Source organism: Dietzia natronolimnaea, from assembly GCF_002289575.1.
GTDB classification, from domain to species: Bacteria; Actinomycetota; Actinomycetes; order Mycobacteriales; family Mycobacteriaceae; genus Dietzia; species Dietzia natronolimnaea_A.
This window is the reverse complement of record NZ_NTGA01000138.1, coordinates 1-303: the sequence shown is the minus strand read 5'-3', so window position 1 is coordinate 303 and position 303 is coordinate 1. Positions and strand designations below refer to the sequence as shown.

Sequence of the window (303 nt, the reverse complement as noted above, 5' to 3'; positions counted from 1 at the left end):
GGTCCGCATTTGAAGTCTTCTTACGGTTGGCCTTCGCAAGGACTTCCTCGGCGGTTTTGGTCCAGACGAACGGATGGGATCGCTTGTTCCAACCGTCAATGAAGGCACGGATCTTTGCATTCAAATCCTTGACCGATGTAAAGACTCCGCGGCGTATGGCTTGGCGCTCGACGATGCCGAACCACACTTCGACCAAGTTCATCCACGAGGCGTGAGTGGGCGTGAAGTGGACCGTGAACCGAGGATTGTCGGCCAGCCACTTCTTGATGTTGGCGTGCTTGTGGGCGGCGTAGTTGTCCATCA

1 protein-coding gene is annotated in these 303 nt (G+C 55.8%); it reads right to left on the bottom strand.

What is annotated here, in order from left to right:
- Positions 1 to 303 (bottom strand): transposase (locus CEY15_RS18030; protein WP_176475203.1); only part of this gene is annotated, 303 nt, incomplete at both ends.